The sequence below is a fragment of the Halocatena salina genome, assembly GCF_023115355.1.
In the GTDB taxonomy this organism is placed as follows: Archaea; Halobacteriota; Halobacteria; order Halobacteriales; family Haloarculaceae; genus Halocatena; species Halocatena salina.
Map to the genome: position 1 here is coordinate 147082 of NZ_CP096022.1, position 15730 is coordinate 162811.

The window sequence follows — 15730 nt, forward strand, 5'->3', positions numbered from 1 at the left end:
GATGCTCGCGGTGCTCTCGTTGTCTCAATACTCAATAAAGGGCGTCTCGATGGTCTCTGTGAGCTGTTTTTGGAGGTTCACCCAGCCAGTCCAAGAACTGCTCATATATTGCCTAGACAGTACCGAAGACACCGTTTTTCATTCGTGGAACGATGTCACTTGAGTTGAACTGGAGAAGCTGTTCAACTTCGTGTTCAAATCCGAGTTCAGTGAGCCACCGTGCCGTACCGCTAGTGCGGATATCCGTTTTTATCGTTTCTTCTGCAGTTTCCGTGAGGTTACCCGAAAAATGACGCTTGACGAGTTCGACCCCGGCACTGTCCTCCGGTGTTGGATTCCCGCGACGGCCAGCGGCGACCAACCACACGTCACGACCGCGGCCTTCGAGAGCTGACGCGATTGCCGCAGCGTTGACCGTACTCGCAACAAATATCTCACGATCATAGCCGATCCGCTCGACCGCCCGCGTTCCATTCGAGGTCAGGATACCGACTGGCCGTTCCTCAATGTTGTGGGTGTCAAGTACCGATGGCAGCGGTCCTGAATCGAACCCGTCGATTGCCCGCCCCTCTTGCTCGCCAACAAGGAACGCGTCGTTAGTGGTCTCCGCAAAGGCGAGCGCGGTGTCGACATTGGCAAAGGGCTTGACATAGGCTGCATCCGCCTCGAACAGCTGCACAATGCTCGTCGAGGAGATGATAACGTCGATAACCACGAAGTCCCCGGCGGGCGTCGGTTCGGGAACGTCTTCGAGCCGGTCAAGTGTGTGTACTACGGGCTCGTCGGTGTTTACCTCCGTTCGCTCGTGGCTCATAGGGGCTGGTCTCCCTCGATGATGCTGACCGCCTGCTCGGCCATCGCCGGCACACCGTCGTCCATCATCTCGTAAAACCGGTTGTCACTATTGCCCATTAGATATCGTGCGTAGAACATCTCCCCGAGAGCGGCCATTTTGTAGACAGCAAGAGCTCGGTAGAATCGGTGGTTGTCGACCGTAAATCCGGTTTTTTCCTCGTACCGTTCGGTGAGAGCGGCACGCGTGGGATACTCGCCGGTGGTCAGGAACGGCGGAGAGATGGTCTGCATGATGGGTGGAAGCGGGTCCTTCTCTTCTGGCCAGAAAAACAACAGCCAGCCGAGGTCACAGAGGGGATCGCCCAGCGTACTCATTTCCCAGTCGAGCACGCCAGCGATTTCGGGAGGTGTTTCCGGTCCGAAAATCACGTTGTCGAGTTTGTAGTCACCGTGAACCAGCGCGGCTGGCGGATTGGTGGGAACGTTTTCGGTGAGCCAGTCCCCAACTCGTCCGATTTCTGGGACTTCCCGTTTGGCAGTCGTCTCCTCGAACGCCCACTCGATCTGTTCGGTCCAGCGCTTGACCTGCCGTTCGGTGAACCCCTCTGGGTCACCGAAGTCATCCAGACCGACTGACTCGTAGTCGACGGTGTGAATAGCAGCGAGCGTGTCGACCATTTCCTCACCGATACGACGCTGGTGGTCCGGGTCGTTGAATCGACCGGGTGCCGAAAATCGTAGCACATCGCCGTCGACGCGCTCCATCACGTAGAAGACGCTCCCAATGACCGACGTATCCTCGCAGGCCGCGACCGTCCGCGGCACCGGAACGTCGGTACCTTGGAGTGCGTCGATGGGAGTGTACTCTCGAAGGATGTCGTGGGCGGTGTCGGCGGTTTCGCCCGGCGGCGGACGACGGACGACCAGTTCTCGGTCGCCCCACGTCACGAACAGGGTCTCGTTCGAGAAGCCCTCCTCGTGGCGTTTCACGTCGAACGTCTCGGTCTCGCCTAGTTCGCTTGCGAGGAACTCCCGCAAACCGTCACGGTCAACGAGGTCGGTTACTTCTGTCATTGCAACTCAGACGTCCCCCGTGCGTACTCGGAGTTCTGATAGGTGATGTTCACACAGACTTTATTGAAAGAATCGAAGGTTAGTGTTGGGCCTTCTATACGAGGTCGTTGTCTGGATGAGCGGTCCTGAACGAGTGAACGTAGCTCTCGAGAGAAGGCAACTGCGGCGCGTCAGTTCCCGAGCTAACTATCAATATCCAGCAACTCGCGCGGCTCACCATCGCTATCACCAAAGCAACAATGATCAAACACGATGTATGCGTACCCAGCATCGTGGAATCGCTTGACGAATGCGGTCTCATCCTCGAATCGAAAATCGGTTCGGGACGCCCATCCTCCCTGAGGAGGGGAAAGCAACCATTATCACAGCTTTTCCTCAGATGTGGGGCAAGTTTTCCGTCAGGTTCTATGCGACGTGCAGCGTTTGCGTCACACCTTTCATCGTTACAGTGAGCGCTGAAATCCAAGTCCGTATTCACGACCCTTACGGGCTCCCTCGTATCGAAGGCTCAACATTAACTACCAGTTCTCTCGATGAAGCCAGTGTGGATATCAGATATCAGGACTCCGAGCGTGCACGAGAGGTCAGCGACCGAACTCGACGGTTCATCGATGAAGTAGTGCTCCCACAGGAGCGGGAACTGCTCGGCCAGCGCGACGAGCGCAGCGACGCCGACCGTCACGCGGAGGGCGAGCGATTGGTTGAGGAACTGCGCGAAGAGGCGCGCAAGCACGACGTGTTCGGTCCACAGATTCCCGAGAAGTACGGTGGCCTCGGTCTCGACTTCGGCGACCTGTTGCCGGTGTTCGAGCAGGCTGGCCGGAGTATCTTCGCCATGTCAGCGATGCATGTCGCCGCGCCCGACGAGGGAAATATGCATATCTTGGAGGAGGCGGGCACAGAAAAACAGAAGGAAGAATTCCTCCGGCCGTTGGCGAACTGCGAAGTCACGTCCGGGTTCTCCATGACTGAACCGATGAACGGGGCGGGGTCGGATGCGAAGAAGATCAAGACTACGGCGAAAAAGGACGGCGACGAGTGGGTCATCGACGGCCACAAGTGGTGGACGACACAGGGCAGCGATGCTGACTTCCTGATCGTTGCCGCCCGCACCGACCTCGACGCCCACCCCTACGTCGGTACCTCGCTGTTCGTCGTGCCGGGCGACGCCAACGGCGTGGACGTGGCTCGGGACATCCCTCACATGGGTGAGGCTGGGATTGCCCACTCCGAAATCATCTACGACGGTGTCCGAGTCCCCGAGGAGAACCTGCTCGGAGCCGAAAATGGCGGGCTTGCCATCGCCCAGCAGCGCCTCGTTCCCGCCCGACTCACTCATTGTATGCGTTTCATGGGGATGGCAGACCGCTCGCTCGACGTCGCGAAGGCCTATATGGACGAGCGCACCGCCTACGGCGAGCGCCTCAGCGAGAAACAGAACGCCCGATTTGAGATCGCCGACGCAGAGATGCGCCTGCATTCCGCCCGGACAATGGTGCGTCACGCCGCCCGAACCTACGCCGAAACGGGTGATGCGAGCACTGAGTGTGCGATGTCGAAGGTGTTCGCCGCCGAAACCGTACAGGAGGTTATCGACACTTGTGTACAGGCCTGCGGCGGCAACGGCATCGGGAAGGACCTCCCGCTCGCTGATTTCTACGAGAATGTGCGGTGTTTCCGCATCATCGATGGGGCCGACGAAGCACACTTGCGCTCGGTCGCAAAGCGCGCGTTCGACGACGAGGAAATCAAACCCGAAGAGGTCGAACACGTCACGCGATTCCGTGCTGATACCGATTTGACCAGTGTAGGAGAGGATGCATCATGAGCACGCTCGATAGATTCAGACTGGACGACGACGTGGTACTGATTACAGGCGCTGCCTCGGGTATCGGAAAGACCTACTCTGAGGCGTGTGCCGACACAGGTGCAACGCTCGCACTCGCAGACATCGATGCCGAGGGGGTCGAGGCGGTTGCCGACGAGCTCGATGCCGAGACGATCGCCATGGAGGTCGACGTCACTGACCACGAAGCGGTCGCCGAGATGGTCGAACGGGTCACGGAAACATTCGGCGGTCTCGACGTCGCTTTCGCCAACGCCGGTATCGGCCGACTGAGTTCACCAGTCAATGGGTACTCCATCGAGGAGTGGGATGACGTAATGGATGTCAATCTCGATGGAGTCTTCTACACCATCCGGGAAGCTTCTAGGGTAATGGAGGAAGGTGGAAGGATAATCACGACGGCGTCGGTGCTCAGTTCGGTCGCCTCTGAGTACCCCGGCGTCGCTGCCTACGTCGCCTCGAAGGGTGGCGTCGCTCAACTCACCAAACAGGCTGCCGCTGATCTCGGTAGACGAGGGATTCGAGTCAACGCGATCGCACCCGGGTGGACACATACCGGTATCGGTGGTGGCGCATTCCGCAAGGATTCGGGAATGGATGCGATGCACGAGCAGATGGCCGAGGAGACGCTGCTCGGTCGACTCGGCGAACCGGACGATCTGAAGGGTATCGCGCTCTTTCTCGCGAGCGATGCTTCGGCATACTGCACGGGGAGCGTATTCACGGTTGACGGAGGCTGGACGACCACATGAGACGAGAACTCCAACGAGCGGAGCCAACCGAACGTCGTTTCATCACCATCCAGTGTGCACCACACCCATGACAGTACCACTTGACCTCGTAGTGAGCGTTTCAGACCACGACTCGCTCGATGGAGTGGCCGCACAGGCCCGTCGTGCCGAGGAGCACGGCTTCGAGCGTGTCTCGGCTGGCGAGACGACTGGCTGGGATATGGTGACGACATTCGCCGTCATCGGCGAGCGAACAGACCATATTGGACTTTCGAACGACGTGCTCTCTCCGTATGGCCGCTCGCCGACCGTCCTCGCCCAGACCGCCTTGACGATGCACGAGGCGACCGGCAGGCGATTCAGGCTCGGACTGGGGACGAGTTCGCCCGCCATCGCCGAACGCTGGCACGGAGTAGCCTTCGACCGACCGCTTCGACGTCTCCGGGAGACCATCGATATCGTCCGGGCGGTGTACGAAGGCGGCTCCGTGAGCTACGATGGTGAGGTCTACCAGCTGGGCGGCCTTTCCTACGACCGGTCCGTGCCCGAGAATCCGCCACCGATAGACGTCGCCGCTCTTGGCCCGAAGGCTGTCGAACTCGCTGGGCGGTTCGCTGACGGGTGGGTACCACAGTTGTTTACTGTTGCGGGCCTCAATGAGCGAATGGATGACCTCCGACGCGGAGCGGAGTTGGGCAGCCGTGACCCAGCGGACCTACGGGTTGCCCCGCTCGTGCGGTGTTTCGCCAGTGATGACCCAGAGCGTGCCCGTGAGGAAACTCGGATGATGGTGGCCTTTCTCATCGGTGCGTACGGTCCCTTTTATGGCCAATCTATCGCCGAACAGGGTTACGAGGATGTCGTTGGAGAGATACGAGCCGCGTGGGAGGACCGGGATTTAGCTACCATGGCATCCGCGCTTCCCGACGACCTCTTGGATGGTGTTGCCGCTGCGGGGACACCAGAAGAGGTGTGCGAGCGAGTCAAGCAGTTCGCCAATATCGATAACGTGAGCGCGGTACGCATCGGCTTCGTCCGCGGAATGGGACCAAAGGACAAGCAAACGACGATGGAAGCACTCGAGGAGATACTGTAGCCAATCTCACCAGATATCTTCCTTCATCTGTCACAATGCCACAAACCGTTTCGATAGGTACCTACGAGTCCGGACGGCAGACCCGAGATGCGGGGATGTGTCCATCATCATTCCGGTACATTCATTGACGGTAGAGGAGAATGCTCCCGATCGTGGTGTTGACTACATGGGTGTTTCAGTCGTCGGTTGCGCGCGTCGCTACCGAAGCCGGCTTCGGCGGCGGCCACACAGACGGAGCTACTAAGCGGAGATGATTGACAGACACCCCATCAGTTCCATCTGCACCCCGCATGACGATCGATTCGTCGGAGATCATTGTTATATCCCAAGAACAACCGATATTGTGTACGCGAATCGAGAGAGTGACGTGACCGATGTGAGGCTCATCACTCACAGGTGTAAGGAGAAGTCGGGAACACTACTGAGCGGACAGACCACAGTATCTTCATCACCCAGGAAATGGCATGAAATGTATCGTAGAAAAATAGAGCATTACAGTGTAAGTAGCTATTCATTCCTCCCCAGTCTTTTGCCATGAGTGCCGCAAATGAGTCTGAACGGGTGCTTGATGATGGACTTACATGGCTCGAAACGGCGCCAACGCTCGTTGACTTCATTCGGGAGCTGAACGTGCATCTGTTCTTTCAGGACGAGGACGACGAGCGCTTCGAAATACTCGCGTACGATGCTGTCCCAACCGTTCGTGCACTGTTCTGCCGTGAATTCGCTGGGCTCTCGTGGCACGGCCTCTACGAGTGGCTCTCCACAGAGGACCGAGCCGTTCGGCTTGGCTTCGATCCGGCGAAGTTCGGCCCCTACAATACGGCTCCAACCCGTCAAACGCTCACGACCGCGTGGAATGTCCACCTCTCAGATGAGACCAAGCGTTCGATCCTCTCAGTGAGTGAGCGCCTCGTCGCTGCTGCGTACGAGAACGAGACCACCCTTGATCTCCGGCTACCCCGACACGTCGACGAGACCGATTCAGATCTCCGTGAACGACATGTCGGTGAGTTCACCACCGAGCAAATTCGCAAACACGTCCGGCATGCTCGCGAGACTGTCTTCGGTGCGTTCGACTCTGGTCGAGCCGGGAATGCGGTGTACCCCGACAGTCGCTTCGATGAACTTCAGGCACTGATGGCGCTTGGCGGCTCTGGAACGCCTCAGGGCCAATCGCGTATGGAGAATTTCTTCGGCGAGGACTACACGCCTCACGGAGATACCCACCTCCGGACGGTCAAGCAATACACGCCTGCAATGATTCAAGCAGGCTTCGATCGGTCGATCGACAATCTCCTTGACGCAGTCAATCATCTCCAGATCCTTCAACCACCCGTCACTGTCACCATCGACATTACGACCTGGCCCTACCACGCCGAGGACGACATTCCTGCCGAGGTCAGCGGCACGAAGCGAGCCGACGAGACAGCCTACAAGTTTGCCACGCTCTCGCTGGTCGGCAAGAGCATGCCGATCGTCTTGGCATATGCACCGGTGATCGAGAGTTCCGAGTGGGACGATAATCCACCACACCGTTACCATCGAACCGTGCGAAGACTAGTTCAGCGAGCGCAGGAATTTGTGACGATCGACCTCGTTCTCGCAGACCGTGGCTTCGACTCGATGAAGGTCTACCAGACGTTGGACAATCTCGGCGTTCGGTACCTCCTGCCGAAGATCGAACGCTCCCCCGAACTCGAGTGTATCGATCGGATGGACCAGGATGGTGAAGACGTTGCGGTTGAGCAGGTGAACGTCGCAGTCGAGACGGGCTCGCACGAGTGTCGCATCCTCTACGTGCCCAGGAGGGATGATGAGACACAGGCATTCATCACGAACGAGTCGATCGATCCCGAGGACGCCGAAGCATGGGTCGACCACTACGCCTATCGGTGGTGTATCGAAAACGAGTATCGCTCGATCAAGCAGGAATTTCTTGCAAGGACATCCTCGAAAGACCACGCACTGCGCATCTACTACTTCGTGTTTGGGATTCTGATGTACAACGTCTGGCGGCTCACGGATGTCCTGCTGAAAGCGACGGTGTCACGTGAGATCACCGACTATACGCCGGTTATCACAGCTGGTGAGTTGGCTGACTGGATCGCGATCCATCTCCAACTCGACGCTGGCTAAGCGTGCTGCACTGCCGTGTGGAGAACGTCACACGGAGCGACAGCTCTCGCCATAACCTCCGCTAGTCGGCGATAGTAGTGCTATCCACGTCGATTCCCAGTTCCATTCTCGAGGCACACTGTGCGACGAGATGATTTCTGAGACAATGTTCTGAATTGAAGGTGACGGCATCAATGTCCCGTTTACACTCCGAAGTCAGGGCGTTCCCAACTTCGGAGGATGGATTTCTGTAAATGGCCTTTTCTCACACTGATCGAAACGGAATTTGCGATACCGTGGCACGAGAAGGCGTCTATCCGTATGCTAGCCAGTCTCAGATACTGGGTCGAACACTCCAGTGAGTGGCTGGTAATCGTGCGATCTACTCAAGGCTCCTGAAGTCAGGCAGGTGGATTTCTCATGCACGGCTGGGATCGAAAACAACACCGGAGTCTAAATTACGCCGGGAGCTGTGCATGACGAATCAACCTAGCTGACCTCTGCTGTATCTAGTATTCAAAACAGTGTATTCTCGAAACAACTCCTGTGAGAATCCCGATGTGAGAACCTTCACCGATGTAAATTAAGCATCCCGGCTCCAATTATCCGCTATGGCAATCGTCGCAGAAATTCTCCTTGCGGACCGAACGCTCCCGTTAGTTGGTCTAGCGAGTTCAATGCCAAGTAACAACGTGCCGATCTCCAATATAATCCCGCTCGAAGATGGACGACTTCTCGTTGAAGTGACTGTAGCCGACAACTGGCGAAAGGCGTTCGAGCAGAGTGTCGATACCCAACCTGAAATCGTTGACGCGATAGAAATCGGACGGACAGCAGAAGGATGGTTCTATCGATTGACCATCGACGACGAATCTGGACTCGTTGTCTCTCACGACCACGAGAATTTTAGAGGCGTATTGATGAACGCGACGGTTACCGACGAAGGGCTGCGCCATCAGAAGGTGTTCTCCGACTACGATGCGCTTGACACGCACCGAGACCTCTGCGCGGCCCATGACATCTCGTTCGACTTGCTGAATATCGCAGCGGACCCCGAAAACCCTGGAGAACCAGATCAGTTTGGACTCACAAAGAAACAGTATCGGGCAATTTCGATCGCGTTCGCCCAGGGGTATTACGATTCGCCACGTGCTCTGTCAACGCAGGAACTCGCTAACGAACTTGGGATCTCTGGTCCATCTGCGTCTGATCTCCTCCGCCGAGCCGAGAAGCAACTCATCAGTCAGACCCTCGGTCCGATGTTGGCAGTAAATCCGCGTGCCCAGTAGCTATGCGGGCTGTGGTTCTTCAAGCTCAAACGTGACTCCGGTCAACTCTTCAGAGATATCCCAAAGACGGCGTGCAGTAGGATGGTCATAGGATGTCGCGTTTGAAACGACGCGAGTCGGGTTTCCTCGCATTTCTAAGAACCCGTCCGGACCGAAGTAGTGGCCCCCGTCGACGTTCTCAGCTGTCGCGGCATAAAGTGCTGGAAGCACGCCGGTAGAGGCGGATTGTGTGAGGAAGGTGTTTACAAATTTCGAAAATATTTTACGAATAGTAGAGGTCTCCATCTCGGAATCGCCGTCGGGGAGTTCTGTCGCCGACGAGCCAGGATGAGCGGCGACAGCAATCGTATCGGTCCCAATTGCGCGAAGTCGACGGTCCAGTTCGTACGTGAACAGCAAATTTGCGAGTTTGCTCTGCGCGTACGCCTCGAATCGGCCGTATGACTGTCTTCCGTTGAGATCGTCGAAATCGATTTCGCCAGTCCCATTTCTGTGGGCTACACTGCTCTGCATGACGATACGCGTCTCGCTGTCCGTCTCTAAAAGATGGTCAATGAGGAGTCCAGTGAGTGCGAAGTGTCCGAGGTGGTTAACGCCGAACTGTAGTTCGAATCCGTCTTCCGTCGTCGAGTACGGCGTCATCATCACACCAGCGTTGTTGAGAAGTACATCGAGTCGGTCGAACTCGGAATCAAACTCGGTGACGAACTGTCGAATCGATGCTTGGCTTCCAAGGTCGAGTTCCAGCACCGTCAGTGATGCACCGGTGGTCATTGACTCAATTTCTCGCCGTGCACGGTTTCCCCGCTCAAGACTCCGGCATGCCATGACGACGTGCGCACCCTTCTGCGTGAATGCCTTGGTCGCTTCGAATCCTAGCCCACTGTTCGCGCCAGTCACGATGACTGTGCGGCCAGATTGGTCGGGCATATCCTTTGCAGTCCAGTCATCCGATTGTGTCGACGTTTCCATCCTCTGATCAAAGTGAGTCTACGGTCCTGAGTGCTGTGCTAATATAGAAGTACATTTAAATACACTCTTGTGGAGGCACAACAGGATATGAATGAATATGAGTCGGCACCGGCTGTACCGATCTAGAGGATTAAGTCTGCGTAGCGTCTCCTACTTCCTATGACAGTGACTGCGGAACTCCTCATCAGTTCACCCTCGCTTCCGTTCGTTAGTTTCGCAGAATCGTTACCGTCCAATCAACTCGAGTGTGAACACGGCCTGTGTCTCGGAGGGGACTCTCAGGTGTTCGTCGTCCATCTCGACCCGGCTGATGGTGTTACCGAAGATGATCTCATTGCTCTCGATGAAGTAGTAGGGACAACCCCCATTGGACGCGAGAGCGGCAGGGACGTCTATCAGCTCAGCGTCAAACTGGAGGATATTGTTTCGGAAGCGTTCGTTCCCGGACGGTTCGCTAAGGCTCAGATAGAACTAACGATCATCACTTCAGAGGGCTGGTACGAAAAGAAGATATTTCGGGATTATGAGTCGTTCAATAATATGCGGAATCATTGCGATGAGCATGGCATTCGGGTTGATCTTATCTCGATCACACAAGATTCTCCGTCCCCAGATGAACACACACAGTATGGGCTAACTGACCGGCAATACGAGGCATTGGCGCTCGCTATCTCTCGCGGATACTACGATAATCCCCGACAGGCCACGGCCGGCGACTTAGCTGAGGAGATGGGTATTTCTCAACCCTCAATGTCGAATCTTCTTCGCCGAGGAGAGCGCCAGTTACTCACGTCGACGATCGGGACACAGCCATCGCTGACTAACCTTTCGACGTGACATTATCTTTTCATTTCTTCAATCATAAATTTATGGTATCAATTCCATTGATTATCGCTGTTTTCCCGCAAGCGTTGTCATATCGATATGTAATCCCATGCTTGAACCACTTCCTGAGTCTCTATCAGATGCTGCTATCCGGTACGCTCTATGGAGGGGTGTTCGGGCTAGGCGAAGGGACTTAAAGGGGGTTTTAGAATAGCATCGAATCCAAATTGCGTGCAGTCTACATTCAAATGTAGAAATGGAAACCGTCAAGCTAAACAACGATGTGGAAATGCCGATCCTCGGATTCGGTACGTATCAGATCGAGGATCTCGAAGTATGTGAACGAAGCGTCTCCGAAGCTCTCCGTACCGGGTATCGTCTCATCGATACTGCGTCCGGGTACGAGAACGAAGAGGTTGTTGGCAGAGCGATCGAGACGAGCGATGTGGCGAGAGAGGACGTGTTCGTCACCACGAAGCTCTGGATACAGGATGCTGGCTACGAAAGCACGAAGCGGGCGTTTGAACGGTCACTCGATCGACTAGGACTGGACTATCTGGATCTGTATCTGATCCATCAGCCCTTCGGTGACGTTCATGGCTCATGGCAAGCAATGGAGGACCTTTACAACGATGACAAGATTCGAGCTATCGGTGTTAGCAACTTCCACCCGGATCGCTTGATCGACCTGATCGTCCAGAACGAGGTCGTTCCCGCAGTCAATCAGATCGAGACACACCCCTTCTACCAGCGGATCGAAGACGCTGAGTTCCTGAGAAGGCATGAGATTCAGCACGAGTCCTGGGGGCCGTTCGCTGAAGGACGGAACAACCTCTTCGAGAACGAGGTGCTGGTTTCGATCGGCGAGCAGTATAGCAAATCGGCTGCACAGGTCGTTCTTCGATGGCTGATACAGCGAGGAATTGTTGCAATCCCCAAGTCAGTCCATGAGGAGCGGATGGTCGAGAACTTCGATATCTTCGATTTCGAGCTGAGTAATGAAGATATGACCACGATCTCAGAGCTAAATGAGTCTGAATCACTGTTCCCTGACCACCGGGACCCAGAATTTGTCAAACAACTGAGCGAAGTGGAAGCCGATACCTGAGCGCTCACGAGCGCTAACTCCTCTTCAGTTCCACCAGTCCTCAGCCGCTTTCCGATCGGATCGACACTGACGCAGTGGTTGAATCAGATGCTGACAGCCGTCCCGAACACCAGTTCATCGCCGAGAAGACCGACGAGGGCTGGCAGCAGGCCCAACCGTTTGTGACCGACGTCTTCGCGCTCGATCGGGGACAGAACTGGGAGATCCACGAGAACGCCTTCTGGGAGCAACATGCCTATATGGGGATGCGCGAGGACATGTACGCCCGCAGCGGTCCGGCCTCGTTCTCCCTCGATACGACGCGCGAGCGTATCCCAACTGGATCGACCCACCGCTACCAGATCGGGAAACCCTCCGTCACGGAGATCCGAGAGATGCTCCGGAACACCACTCGGATGCTCATTGCACGGGCTCGCCAGAACGGCGAACTCGACGGGTCAGTCTTTGCGGCCATCCACGTGACCAAGGGCTTCCCGTTCACTGGCGATACAGAAGATCACAAGGACGACATTCTCGGATATAAGGACGGCAACGAGTACTACCAATGGGCGGTGTGCAAGATCGTCGGGATGGATGTTCCGCTGGTCCTTGACGCCATGCCACGCGAGCGCGGCCAGTCGAAGCACGAGATCGTCGAGAAGCTTCTGTCGCAGGCAACCGAGATGGTCGACATCGACCTCGTGATGATGGATCGGGAGTTCGATAGCGAGTCGGTGAAGGACACCTGCGAGGAGTACGACGTTCACTACCTGAATCCGACGCGCATCTTCGCCACCAGCGACGAAGCAGACACCATCGCATGGATGTACCGCAACGGCAAGCGCTTCCACGTCACGGAGGGGAAAGCCGACGATGGAACGCCCACGCGCAAGCAGGTCTATCTCCCGAAGCAATCGAACTCGGATGATGAGGATGAGGACGACGATCTCTCAGCAGTCTGGACGGGGATGTGCGGTGAGTGGGAGTTTGAGGACATAGAGGGCGAACCGAGCGAGGGGATGTCGTTCTCGCGGCTACTGGCGGACATCCGGCGCGAAGAGGATGTCGAAGAGCGGAAGAAGAAAGCACAGGAGGGAGAGGTGGACACCAGCGAAACCGTCGTGTTCGAGACGAATCACCCCTACGTAACCGCCAGTAACGCCGACGATCAGCAGATGGACGGGAGGGCGTTCATCCACATGATCGAGCGCCTCATCCGATGGTATCGCCGCCGTTGGGGTATCGAGAACGGCTTCAAGAAGCAGAAGCACTTCATGGTGCGAACCACCTCAACTGAGTGCGACTATCGGTTCTTCAATTTCGCGTTCGCGTGCGTGCTGTATAACGTTTGGCGGCTGGTCGATCTGCTGGTGAAACTCGCCATCGACGGCGAGAACACGTCGTACGCACCGCGCGTCGATGCGAACCAGTTTCTGACCGTCGCCAAGCAATTCTACGGTCTCGACCCGCCTGATTGACGCCCGGCCACCTCAGTGACTGCCGGTTCGTGAGCGGCGGCACTGTTCAGCAGACGTTCATTTCACAGCCTGATCGGATGATTCCGAGATGTCGACCCGAAACTGACCAGTGGCTGTTTATCACGCTGAGAAAATGACCGAAACGAACACTCGATCCGTGCATTGATCGGCTACCTAGCCGACATCAGCGTATAACAACGCATATCGGTCACTGCCCATGATTGAGCCACCTCCCGATGGTCGGTATCACGGGATTGAATCAGTATAGCCGGATTGGCTTGCGCGTTCGAGCGCTATCTACAATGGCACATCTGAGGATCTCATTGCTTCCCCCTGAAACGCTTCGAAGAGTACCTCACGTCGCCAACGAATCCCACGTCTGTCAATTCCAACCCAGTAGTGTTATATTCGATAGTGTATTGATGACAACACCTTACGATATTGTAACGCGACAGACAACAATATCACATAGCTAATGACAGCAATTCCTACACCGATGAATAAGATATTTGGACCACATTCGTCACCGACGCAGACGCCATGTTCAAACCCATACCAGATTATGTAACACCCAGCTAAAACAACCGTAATGTCAAATACTGTTATTACATTTTTCTATCCCATTAATATGGTTTTGAAATATGGAATATGTAATACTCACTATTTGAACCAGAAGCGGAGGACAATGGCTATAGCCATGGATGTTTCCTCACTCTGTACAACAACGTATATAGACGAAAGTATAAGATTTCTATTAGAAAAGACTCGGGCGCAAACGGCTCTCGTCTCCGTTGCGTTACGGATTGATGGTAACACACTGACTGTCGAGACTTATGAAGCCCATCGTGATGACGCCATCCTCATGGTGGTGTCATTGCTCGTATGTTCGGCTAGAATGCGATTGAAGCGGCGATCGGACTGGAAACCGATGCTCGGGGGCTTAAACCGAGTAAAACGCTTGCTCGGCTCCGAGGAGTGTACAGTACGCGAATACGGGGTTGAATAGCACTGATCAATCGAGACTGAACGGCAAAGAGCTGGGCGAAGGCAAGTGCGATCGCGAAGATCCCCAGTTCGTTCCGATCGATTCGGTGGATATACGCCACAGTCTGTGGTTCTATGAGACGATCTCTCACTGAACGAACACGCGATCCACGATAGGACGACAGTTCGGAGCAACCCTCACCCTCTGATAGCTCGCTATCGCCGACACTGGCACGGACCCGAACAGTCTCAGTGATTGGGACCGTTCATGTCTGTATGCGGAACCAGCGGACACCACTGAGTCATACTGAACAAGCCGCGCTTGAGCGACTGTATGAAGACTACAAGCCGGTTGCAGGCAGTTTTTCACGAGCGGTGGCCGTCACCGCGCTTACAGAGCTCGATTGTGAGCCGTCCGTTGCCCACAGCGTTCTCGATCGGTTGCTCTCAAAGGGATATCTGTATGCCGTCGATGGGGACCTCCATATTACCGACAGTCCATAGCGAACGTGCTTCAACCTGACTGGGGTTCGTCTATAAGGTGCTGTGACTCGTCCTGAACCGCCTCGCATCGGGACGTAGAGCGTCGTTTCAATCCCGTGTTGGGTTTGTAGGGTGCTGTGACCATTGCAAACGAGGACTTAATATCGTTCAGGATGCCGGTGTCCCAGATTTGAAAGCGCTTGGTCTACTCAACCTCGGAACAATTGTGCTCGAGCACGACGACATAGACGGGGCAGAGGAGCACATCCGACGAAGCTTGGTCATCTGGGGCGAAACAGAGAACATTCAGTACAGGGCAATGGGACGTCTGTTTCTCGGTGTCACCATGCGCAAGCGCGGTGCTTTTGCTGCTGCTACAACCCACCTCACAGAGGCGTTGTCACTCTGTCGTGATGGTCACCCTTACGGGGAGGCGAAGACGCTGATCGAATTGGGTGAGACTGCCCGTGCGCAAGGGAACCTAGCACAGGCCAGTGAGCGTTTCGAGACAGCCATAGCGTTATACCGCGAGATGGGTGCTGTGCGCGATGTGATTGAGAGCGTAGAACGACTCGCAGCGATCCTCAAGAACCAGAACGAGGCCGAAACCATACGTGAACACTACGAAATGGCAGTTACCCTGGCTCAGGATGCCGAATTCGATGTGTCCGTATCGATCGACGAATATTGGGTGGTCGACGACGCAAGTGATAATGACGACTGAGATCGAATACTCCGTTTTCTAAGGTGTTTCGATAGACTGAACGTCGTTTGAGGTGCTCGCAGAGGTCATCGATATCGAGGGGAACTGACCGGTACCGACTCTGAGACACTTCCGTGATGCGATATCTGATGTCGGCTAGCTGGCCCAGCAATGCATAATTCAGGACGCTTTTAGGGAGACCGTTGGTTGGCTCTCGACAGTAGCTGAGGTCACAGCAGGCAAGAATGA

General features: G+C 55.6%; 12 protein-coding genes and 2 pseudogenes. 10 read left to right on the forward strand and 4 right to left on the reverse strand.

From position 1 onward, the window contains the following. Positions 1-112: 112 nt before the first annotated feature. The 3 genes and pseudogenes from MW046_RS17755 to MW046_RS19795 form a co-directional block, all read right to left on the reverse strand. Positions 113-814 (reverse strand): 2-phosphosulfolactate phosphatase, encoded by a 702-nt coding sequence (locus tag MW046_RS17755; protein WP_247995851.1) that lies wholly within the window; start codon positions 812-814, stop codon positions 113-115. After that, positions 811-1869 carry a phosphotransferase family protein gene (locus tag MW046_RS17760; protein ID WP_247995852.1) on the reverse strand — a complete coding sequence of 353 codons (1059 nt, stop codon included), beginning with the start codon at positions 1867-1869 and terminating at the stop codon, positions 811-813. The genes MW046_RS17755 and MW046_RS17760 overlap by 4 nt, the downstream gene beginning before the upstream one ends. Positions 1870-2054: 185 nt before the next feature. Continuing rightward, positions 2055-2165 (reverse strand): annotated as a pseudogene (locus MW046_RS19795) (alpha/beta hydrolase); the annotation flags it as partial. 254 nt (positions 2166-2419) lie between these two features. Between MW046_RS19795 and MW046_RS17765 the strand changes: the two are divergent. The 5 genes from MW046_RS17765 (at position 2420) to MW046_RS17785 (ending at position 8949) form a co-directional block, all read left to right on the forward strand. Continuing rightward, positions 2420-3697 (forward strand): acyl-CoA dehydrogenase family protein, encoded by a 1278-nt coding sequence (locus tag MW046_RS17765; protein ID WP_247995881.1) that lies wholly within the window; start codon positions 2420-2422, stop codon positions 3695-3697. Then, positions 3694-4467 (forward strand): SDR family NAD(P)-dependent oxidoreductase, encoded by a 774-nt coding sequence (locus MW046_RS17770; protein ID WP_247995853.1) that lies wholly within the window; start codon positions 3694-3696, stop codon positions 4465-4467. Before MW046_RS17765 ends, MW046_RS17770 begins: the two co-directional genes overlap by 4 nt. 67 nt (positions 4468-4534) lie before the next feature. After that, complete coding sequence (locus MW046_RS17775) at positions 4535-5542, forward strand: TIGR04024 family LLM class F420-dependent oxidoreductase (RefSeq protein ID WP_247995854.1); 1008 nt, start codon at positions 4535-4537, stop codon at positions 5540-5542. Positions 5543-6076: 534 nt separating this feature from the next. Continuing rightward, the gene (locus MW046_RS17780; protein ID WP_247995855.1) at positions 6077-7681 is read left to right on the forward strand and encodes a transposase; all 1605 of its coding nucleotides are present in this window, start codon (positions 6077-6079) and stop codon (positions 7679-7681) included. Positions 7682-8271: 590 nt separating this feature from the next. Continuing rightward, positions 8272-8949 (forward strand): helix-turn-helix domain-containing protein, encoded by a 678-nt coding sequence (locus MW046_RS17785; RefSeq protein WP_368411453.1) that lies wholly within the window; start codon positions 8272-8274, stop codon positions 8947-8949. On the opposite strand, the gene MW046_RS17790 is transcribed toward MW046_RS17785, so the two are convergent. Then, positions 8950-9921 carry an oxidoreductase gene (locus MW046_RS17790; protein WP_282190258.1) on the reverse strand — a complete coding sequence of 324 codons (972 nt, stop codon included), beginning with the start codon at positions 9919-9921 and terminating at the stop codon, positions 8950-8952. Positions 9922-10080: 159 nt separating this feature from the next. On the opposite strand from MW046_RS17790, the gene MW046_RS17795 reads away from it, so the two are divergent. The 5 genes and pseudogenes from MW046_RS17795 (at position 10081) to MW046_RS17815 (ending at position 15502) form a co-directional block, all read left to right on the forward strand. Then, positions 10081-10758 (forward strand): helix-turn-helix domain-containing protein, encoded by a 678-nt coding sequence (locus tag MW046_RS17795; RefSeq protein WP_247995858.1) that lies wholly within the window; start codon positions 10081-10083, stop codon positions 10756-10758. 244 nt (positions 10759-11002) lie between these two features. Beyond that, a complete protein-coding gene (locus MW046_RS17800) occupies positions 11003-11854 on the forward strand; it encodes an aldo/keto reductase (RefSeq protein ID WP_247995859.1) in 852 nt (283 codons plus the stop codon). 47 nt (positions 11855-11901) lie between these two features. Beyond that, positions 11902-13311 (forward strand): annotated as a pseudogene (locus MW046_RS17805) (transposase); the annotation flags it as partial. Positions 13312-14571: 1260 nt separating this feature from the next. Then, the gene (locus MW046_RS17810) at positions 14572-14799 is read left to right on the forward strand and encodes a hypothetical protein (protein WP_247995860.1); all 228 of its coding nucleotides are present in this window, start codon (positions 14572-14574) and stop codon (positions 14797-14799) included. A gap of 169 nt (positions 14800-14968) precedes the next feature. Beyond that, positions 14969-15502 carry a tetratricopeptide repeat protein gene (locus MW046_RS17815; RefSeq protein WP_247995861.1) on the forward strand — a complete coding sequence of 178 codons (534 nt, stop codon included), beginning with the start codon at positions 14969-14971 and terminating at the stop codon, positions 15500-15502. Positions 15503-15730: the final 228 nt, after the last annotated feature.